The organism is Treponema sp. (genome assembly GCF_017430385.1).
GTDB lineage: Bacteria > Spirochaetota > Spirochaetia > Treponematales > Treponemataceae > Treponema_D.
This window is the reverse complement of the sequence record NZ_JAFRNB010000065.1, coordinates 1-7785: the sequence shown is the minus strand read 5'-3', so window position 1 is coordinate 7785 and position 7785 is coordinate 1. Positions and strand designations below refer to the sequence as shown.

General features: G+C 41.8%; 5 protein-coding genes. 3 read left to right on the top strand and 2 right to left on the bottom strand.

The genetic code is table 11. From position 1 onward, the window contains the following. Positions 1–468 precede the first annotated feature (468 nt). A complete protein-coding gene (locus IJJ71_RS04555; protein WP_296845582.1) occupies positions 469–1872 on the top strand; it encodes an ATP-dependent 6-phosphofructokinase in 1404 nt (467 codons plus the stop codon). A 131-nt stretch (positions 1873–2003) separates the two neighbouring features. Here IJJ71_RS04555 and IJJ71_RS04550 read toward each other — a convergent pair whose 3' ends face one another. Together IJJ71_RS04550 and IJJ71_RS04545 are read right to left on the bottom strand one after the other, a co-directional pair. Further along, complete coding sequence (locus IJJ71_RS04550) at positions 2004–3431, bottom strand: MGH1-like glycoside hydrolase domain-containing protein (RefSeq protein WP_296845581.1); 1428 nt, start codon at positions 3429–3431, stop codon at positions 2004–2006. Positions 3432–3557: 126 nt separating this feature from the next. Next, positions 3558–5303, bottom strand: a complete 1746-nt coding sequence (locus IJJ71_RS04545; protein WP_296845580.1) for a hypothetical protein — start codon at positions 5301–5303, stop codon at positions 3558–3560. A gap of 51 nt (positions 5304–5354) precedes the next feature. Here IJJ71_RS04545 and IJJ71_RS04540 point away from each other — a divergent pair, with 51 nt between their 5' ends. Together IJJ71_RS04540 and IJJ71_RS04535 are read left to right on the top strand one after the other, a co-directional pair. Then, on the top strand, positions 5355–6710 hold the full coding sequence (locus IJJ71_RS04540) for a tetratricopeptide repeat protein (protein WP_296845579.1): 1356 nt from the start codon (positions 5355–5357) through the stop codon (positions 6708–6710). Between the two features lie 84 nt (positions 6711–6794). Then, positions 6795–7785, top strand: a 991-nt coding sequence (locus IJJ71_RS04535) for a TraB/GumN family protein (protein WP_296845578.1), incomplete at its 3' end; no start/stop codon positions are given.

Below are 7785 nucleotides of genomic sequence, written 5' to 3'. Positions count from 1 at the left end.
TACAACTTGCCACCAAGTCTGTATGACAAAGAAATGTCTGCCGCGAAGACAGCGGAAAGGGTCAATGCAGCAACAGACAGCACTGATACGATTTTTTTCATAGGAAAAAATCCTCCTTTTTTAATTGGAAACTTAAACCAAGGATTAAATTTCATAATGCAAATTCTGAACTGAAAAATTTGTATTTTTCCGATGTGAATATTGTTATAATTTTTGGTCATCTCTAAAAACTCGCTTTCAGCGTTTTTTTAGAGATTCCGACGAGTTTTAATTCCTGTGAATAGCAGGAATTAAAACATCGCATTTTTCAAAGTTATCTCTAAAAATTGCAATTTTTAGAGATTCCCTTTTTAATTATCGTGAAAGTGCAAAAGTCTGTCATTTTTGTATTGAAAATTCATCGATTAAGGCTTAAAATACATGGTAACTTAATGCGTATACGCGCTGCTTTCAAAGGAGCAAATATCTATGGAAGAAAAATTTGATTTTACTATTGAACAGCTTGGTGAGTGCAAGGTTCCTTCACCAATTGAACTTTCAAAAGAGCATGGTGATTTCCGTGCCAATTATGTAAAAGATACTTCTTTTGTTCGTTACCGGGTAAATGTTTTTGACGCAAACTCAACTGACGATGAGAGAACAAAAGGCAATCTCATGCAGAAAGCCGGTCCTCGTGAGTACATTTACTTTAATCCGGCACATGTTAATGCCGGCATTTGTACTTGTGGTGGTTTGTGCCCTGGTCTCAATGACGTTATTCGTGCTGTTGTCCGCTGCTTATGGTATCGATATGGTGTTAAACGAATCCGCGGTTTCCGTTATGGCTTTAAGGGCTTCTTCCCAGAGCAGGGATATGATACAATCGAGCTTACTCCAAAAGTAGTTGACGACATCCACAAAAACGGCGGTACCTTCCTTGGTACAAGCCGTGGCGGTGGCAATCGTGTAGTTGATATTGTTGATGCCGTAGAATCACTCAGCATTAACATGCTCTTCATCGTCGGTGGTGACGGTACACAGCGTGGTGCTTTGGACATTGCCCGTGAAGTTGAAAAGCGCGGTCTTAAAGTTGCGGTTGTCGGTATTCCAAAAACTGTTGACAACGACTTGCTCTTCATTGACCGTTCATTCGGTTTCGAGACAGCCGTTGAAAAGGCTCGTCAGGCAGTCGATGCAATCCACATGGAAGCAGAGTCTCAGATTAACGGTATCGGTGTTGTTAAGCTCATGGGCCGTGAGTCAGGCTTCATCGCAACATCTACAGCACTTGCAAGCCACGAGACAAACTTCTGTCTTATCCCGGAAGTTCCGTTCGATTTGGACGGACCAAACGGTTTCCTTTCACATCTCGAAAAGCGCCTCGAAAAACGCGGTCATGCTGTTATTATCGTTGCTGAAGGTGCCGGACAGGAGCATTTGCAGTCTACAAACGAAACAGATGCTTCAGGAAACAAAAAACTTTCTGACATCGGTGTATTCCTCTGTAACAAAATCAACCAGTATTTCGCGGCAAAGAATATTCACATTAATCTCAAATATGTTGATCCGAGCTATCAGGTTCGTTCTTCTGTCACAACAGCAAATGATTCAATCTACTGTGAGCGATTGGGCAACAATGCCGTTCATGCAGCAATGGCTGGTAAAACAAAGTGTGTAGTCGGTCTTGTTCACGACAAATATGTCATTATTCCAACTGAAATGGTAACTCGAAAGCGAAACACTGTAGATCCAGAAGGTGCATTGTGGCGTGATGCCCTCGATGCAACTGGTCAGCCAATCCTCATGGTAAACAACATTCAGTCTGTTATCGAACACATGAAGAAGAATGCTGAAGAAGAAGAGAAAAAAGCACAGGAAAAAGCCGGAAAATAACGGTTAAGTGCTAAACAAAAAGCGGAAGCCATTTCAAAGTGACTTCCGCTTTTTTATGTACCGTGCTTTTTTGACTAAGCCCGGCTGATGTAAATATTTTAGATAAAACAGGCACTCCCGCCCGGAAAATTTTACAGTTTGTCGATAAGCATAGAGCATTTGCCGGAAGGAATTGGCAATGTTTTCTTTTTCTGGTCGAGAATGTTAATTGTAAAGTAGTATAGCTTTTCACTTTCCATCTGGATTCCCCATCCCCGTGGAGTTTTGTGGCTGAGAATCGTGATGAGGTTGCGTTTGAGAGAAAGCTTTTCGATACCCATAATTTCAAGGTTCGGGATAATCCAGTCAACTGTTTTGCGTGGCAAAGAAATTGAAAGGCCGATTACATTTTCAATCATGAGCGCGATTGTTGAAAGACCGATTGTAATCATGCAGCGTTTGCGAGGGAATATCTCGTCGCCGGTTTTGATTGCAGGACCTTCCTTGCAAGGAAGATAAGCTTCGTACAAATCGCCTTTTGAGCCGTCGGCAGGCTGCAAACCTTCGAGGACAAAGTAAAGGTGACGAATCGCACATTCCCTGGCCAAATCATAACGCTGGTATTTTTCGAGGCCTTTGACAACCATGAAATTGAGTGCCGGATAGACAGAACCGCGATAACCTTCGCCGTTTTCGCTGAATTCCGGGCTGTCTGCGCTGAGAGTCGGGAACGGATGTTCTGTTCCGAATGTCTTTGGATTTGAAAGATGCTCGACAAGCGCATCGGCTTTATCTGCATTTGGAATTTCTGCGAGAAGCGGCCAGAATCCTGCAATTGTCTTTTGCGGAAGATAATTTTCGTTTTCGTCCAAATCGTGATAGAAGCCAGTTTCGGCATTCCACATGTATGAGTTGATGCGAGTTTTGAGACCGAAATACATTCGCTTGTACTGGAAGCTAAGCTCCTTATCGTTGAGAATATCGCCGAGCGCACTCATGTTGAGCGCATTGATTGCTATGCAGGCATTGAAATCAATAGGAAATTTGACATTCGGGCGTGGAGAATTTTCCATTCCGCAGGCTTTTGGCGGAACCGAATAAAGACCGTTTTCCTGTTTGAAATTTTCTTCGATCCAGTTCATGTATTTCTGCAGAACCGGCATAATTTCCTTGACACGGCGTTTGTTTGCGAGTTTGTGGTACAAATTGTATTCTGCCCATGCGAAAAGAGGAAGACCTATGCCTTCTGGGTTTTCACTGTCAACAACCGGCGCACCTGTTTTGATGTCGTATTTCCAGCGGATTGCGCCATTCTGTTCTTGTTTTGAGTAAAGGAAATCAAGGTTGTTCTCTGCAGCATAATTCTTGTTTGAGTAAACCAGGAAAAATGTCGAGAAAATAGATTCGGCCTGGTTGATTACAGGCTGTGAATCACCAGGATGGATGAAGTAACCATCGTTAGAGACTTCGTTTGTTTTTGGGTCGATCCAGGAATCGGAAAGCCAGTTCCAAGTTTTGTCATAAATGTCAACAAAATCCTGATCGTAAAAATGAATTTTAGGAAAATCTTTCTTGCTCACAAAAACTCCGCACCCTACAACCTTGTAGAAAACAAGTGAGGGCAATCAGTTTATTATATCACATATTTTAGAAATTTGCTCATAAATTCAGAAAAATTTGAGATTTTTTTACAATCAAAAGTCACTTTATTTATAAGTCAGGCGGACAACTTCGTTCTCAGCTTTGTGCCTAGACTTAAGGAACAGAACATTTTTGCTTTCTCTGTAAATAAATCCTGATGAATTGTAAGTTTCAAACCTTGGGTCAGAATGGAATGAAAGTCCGTAAATTTCGATTTCAGAGAATGGAAAAATTCCGCTGATAATCGCATAATGAACTTCACCTTTCGGGAATGACATAGATATTGTCGCCGTATTGTTCTGGGTTGAATAATTGATTGAATGAGCGCAAGTCCATGCCCAGACTGTGCCAGCCGCCGTTCGTGACATCACCTTGAAGCGAGGATAATATTCGCTGTTCACAAGAATCGGGTAAATGTCCGCCATTGTGATAATATCAAGTGAATTGGCAGAAAGAATCGAGTTGATAAGGGCGTAACCGGCCTGTGAATATTCAGGAAGATTGTTGAATTCACCCCACTGAATGAGCGCGCATCCGGTCGAAAGGGCGATATAATTTGAAACAGGAACATCTTTTTCGCTGAGAGTCAGCAGGGAATCAGTCAGCAGACAGTTTGATTCGATTATGTCGAGACATTTTTGCGTAACCGGAAGAAGAATTTCTGCAAGGCTTGAATGAAGGGAAGCAAGTTTTAGATATGTGGAAAGAATTCCGCTTGCCTGAGAAACTCTTATCTGCTCATCGGCATTTTCTTCCTCAAAAATCTTTGAAGGAATTTTGAGAAGATTGCGAATCTTTGAAGAATCAGGAAGAATGTTAAGATATTCAGCGAGTCCGTCAACATTGAAAATTGCCAAAGAATTGTTTTCTATTGCATTTGAAATCATTTCTTCCATATTATTGTTGTGCATTTCCAAAGTCGGGTACATCTGTTCCAAAGTGTTGAAATATGGTGCCGAAAGATATGTTCGTTTGTTGCCTTTTTTGAACGAATCAGGAATGTAGTTTACGGCCTCTGTGTAACGCCCTTGAGAAGCAAGTTCTGCGACATAAGCGATGACGGTCTTTTCTGAAAGCGTCTGGTTTGCTTTAATTGAATTTGAGACTGATGCCACAAGATTCTCACGGAAAATCCTGATGTTGGTGTCATAAGTTGATTTTTGTGCTATAATCAGGTCAGAATCAAGCGTAGTGAAGCTGAATTCAATGGAAGGATCATAAGCAACATAATATGATACGAAATTTTTGTCAGAGAACATTATGCTCGTGTCATCAATTTGAGCTGCCGTGAACGCATAAGTAAGGCTTTTTGAATTCAAAATAAGCTTTGAGCGTGTTTTTTCAGTAACTGAAAATCCGGAAGTTGGTTTGTAATTTAGGAACAAGCCAGAAGCATCTTTTGGAAGTTCCGCAGTGATTGAGAATGCCGCAGAAGAGTCACTTCCTGTCGTGGCGAATGTCAGAGCCGTGTCATTTGTGAAATGAAATTTATACGAAAATTCTGTTGGATGCTCATACGAAACGAGGGTTAGGTTTTCTTTTGTCTGAGAGCCGTCTTCGTGCGTAATACAAAGCTGCGCCGGATTGACTTCATCGGCAATGAAAGAAATTCCTTTAAAAGAAACTTGAAGTGTATTCTTGAGGGAAATTTCGCCAGCCTCATTTTGTGACTGCGCAAATGAGATTGAAAGAAGTCCGATATTTTTTGAAACGACGGATTCATTCCTAAATTGGAGAACAAAGATTCCGATAATTATAATACTATAAAGAACGATAAGCCCGAACGATTTTCTAATTGGATGTCTGTACATTTTATTTAGTTTATCAAATTGGGCATTGAATGTCGAGTTTAAGGAAGAAAAATGAAATTTACAAAAAAAACTGCACTTTTTATTATGCTGACTTTTTTTGCATTTGCTGGAAGTCATGCAGCCCTTGCGGCCTCAAATGCTGAGATTCAGTTTGTTCAGAAGTTAAATTCCGTGCTTTCAAACGGCAACATTTCGGACGCTCTCGCTCTTTTTGACAGTATGCCTGACAACTTGCAGGAAGATGTTGATTTGCGGACTCTTCACGCATCACTTCTTCTTTCTGCCGGAAAAACTGTCGATGCCGAAAAAATTGCGGTAAATCTTCTTTCAAAAGAGCCAAAAAACATTGATGTTCTTCTATTAAATGCAATGGTTGCAAAGCAGAAAAACAACAATGTTAAAAAACAGCAGTACCTCAAGCAAATTCTTTCGATTCAGCCGTACAATGCCGATGCGAACATTGAGCTTGGAAACGAACAGGCCGTCAAAAGAAATTACAGGAATGCCCGCGATTATTATCTCAAGGCAATCAAAGGCGAGCCGGAGAATATCGAAGCTCTTTTTGGCCACGGAAAAATGTCTTATTATCTGCAGCGCGACGACGATTCAAAAAAGAGTTTCAATAAAATTCTTTCTCTAGATCCGAACAATGCGCCTGCGCTTTCATATCTTGCGAAGTTTGAGGCGGAATCACGCCGTTTCAAAAAAGCAGTCGAATATGTCTCAAAGGCAATTGAGATTGAGCCGGACAACAGCGATTATTATTTTGATTTGGGAAATTTCAACCGCGAGGCTGGAAAATACGATGAGGCGGAAAAAGCATGGAAAAAGGCGACACAGCTTGATCCTGATTATTTTCTTGGCTATGCGTATCTGGCCGGACTTCTGGATGAGCAGGGCCGGTATGATGAGGCCTACGATTATTACAAAAAAGTCGTGCAAAAGAATCCAAATTATTATTATGCTTATGAATCAATCGGAATGTTGGCATGGAGAGTCGGAAACTATCCAGAAGCACGCCAGTATTTCGAAGCGGCTTACAATGCAAACCCGAACAACACTTCTTACGCGCTCATGATTGCATGCTGTATGCAAAAGATGAAGAAAGTTCAGGATTGCAAGACTTTCACAGAAAAAGCAATGAAAAACCTGGACAGAAATTCATTTGAATATCTTACACTTCGTCTGATTCATGATATGACCGGCGAATCAACGCTCACCCTCAAAATTCAAAACGAGGAAAGCAAAAAGAAGAAGGGAAAATATCTTTATTACCTGGCAGTTTACTGGGACTTGAAGCAGAATCTGAGCCTTGCACATAAATATTATGCCGAAGTCACCGAGATTCAGGGAGCGGACTTTTTTGAGTACAGGCTTGCTGAATGGGCAGAAAAAGGAAGTGAATAATTAACAATTAGCAATGTGAAGGTAGCAATTAAAAGTTAGAAGTTAGGAAGTAGGAGTTAGGAGTTTTCAGTATGGAGTATTTTTGTGTCGCAAATTAGTTTGAATCTTAATGATAAAGAAATTGTTTTGCTGGGGACGGCACATGTTTCTCAGCAGAGTTGTGAAGAAGTAAAGTCGGCCATTGCTGAAAAAAAACCGGACTGCGTTGCCATTGAGCTTGATGAGCAGAGATATGCTTCAATCAATGACAGTGAAGCCTGGAAAAATCTTGATATAATCAAAGTTTTGCGTGAAAAAAAGGGGTTTTTGCTTCTTGCGAATCTCGTGCTTTCCAGTTTCCAGAAGAGGATGGGAGCAAATGTCGGTGTAAAACCGGGCGACGAGATGCGCGCAGGCATTAATGCGGCAAAGGAACTTAATATTCCTTGCGAAATGGTTGACCGTCCGATTCAGACGACATTGCGCCGTGCATGGGCAAAAAATTCCGGCTATGGAAAAATCAAGCTGCTTTCGGCACTGCTTGCAAGTGCGGCAACAAAAGAAGAAGTTTCCGGCGAAGAAATTGAAACTCTCAAGAACAAAAGCGAAATGGACGGAATGATGTCCGAGCTTGCCGAATACATGCCGGGCGTAAAAGAAGTTTTGATTGATGAGCGTGATTTTTATCTTGCGGCACATATTTGGGAAGCTGTTCAGAAAGATAACCGAAAAAGCGTGATTGCAGTTCTTGGAGCTGGACATTTGCCGGGCGTTCAGGCGCATCTTGAAAAAATTGCGGCGGGTCAGGAAAACACCGACACTGAAGAAATCAGCTCGCTCCCTGCAAAAAAAGCTGGCGCAAAAATCATTGGTTGGACAATCCCGGTGATTATCATCGCATTGATTGCAGCAGGATTTGTGTTTGGCGGCATGAAAAAAGGCGCGGATTTGCTTGGTGCATGGGTAATCTGGAACGCAGCCCTCGCCGGAATCGGAGCCATAATTGCGGGCGGCCATCCGCTCACAGTGATTATGGCGGCCGTCGGTGCTCCGTTCACATCTCTTTGTCCGCTCGTTGGAGTCGGAATGTTCGCCG

Coding starts and splice junctions, on each gene's coding strand:
- IJJ71_RS04555 (WP_296845582.1), top strand. CDS start 469: ATGGAAGAAAAATTTGATTTTACTATTGAACAGCTTGGTGAGTGCAAG.
- IJJ71_RS04545 (WP_296845580.1), bottom strand. CDS start 5,303: ATGTACAGACATCCAATTAGAAAATCGTTCGGGCTTATCGTTCTTTAT.
- IJJ71_RS04540 (WP_296845579.1), top strand. CDS start 5,355: ATGAAATTTACAAAAAAAACTGCACTTTTTATTATGCTGACTTTTTTT.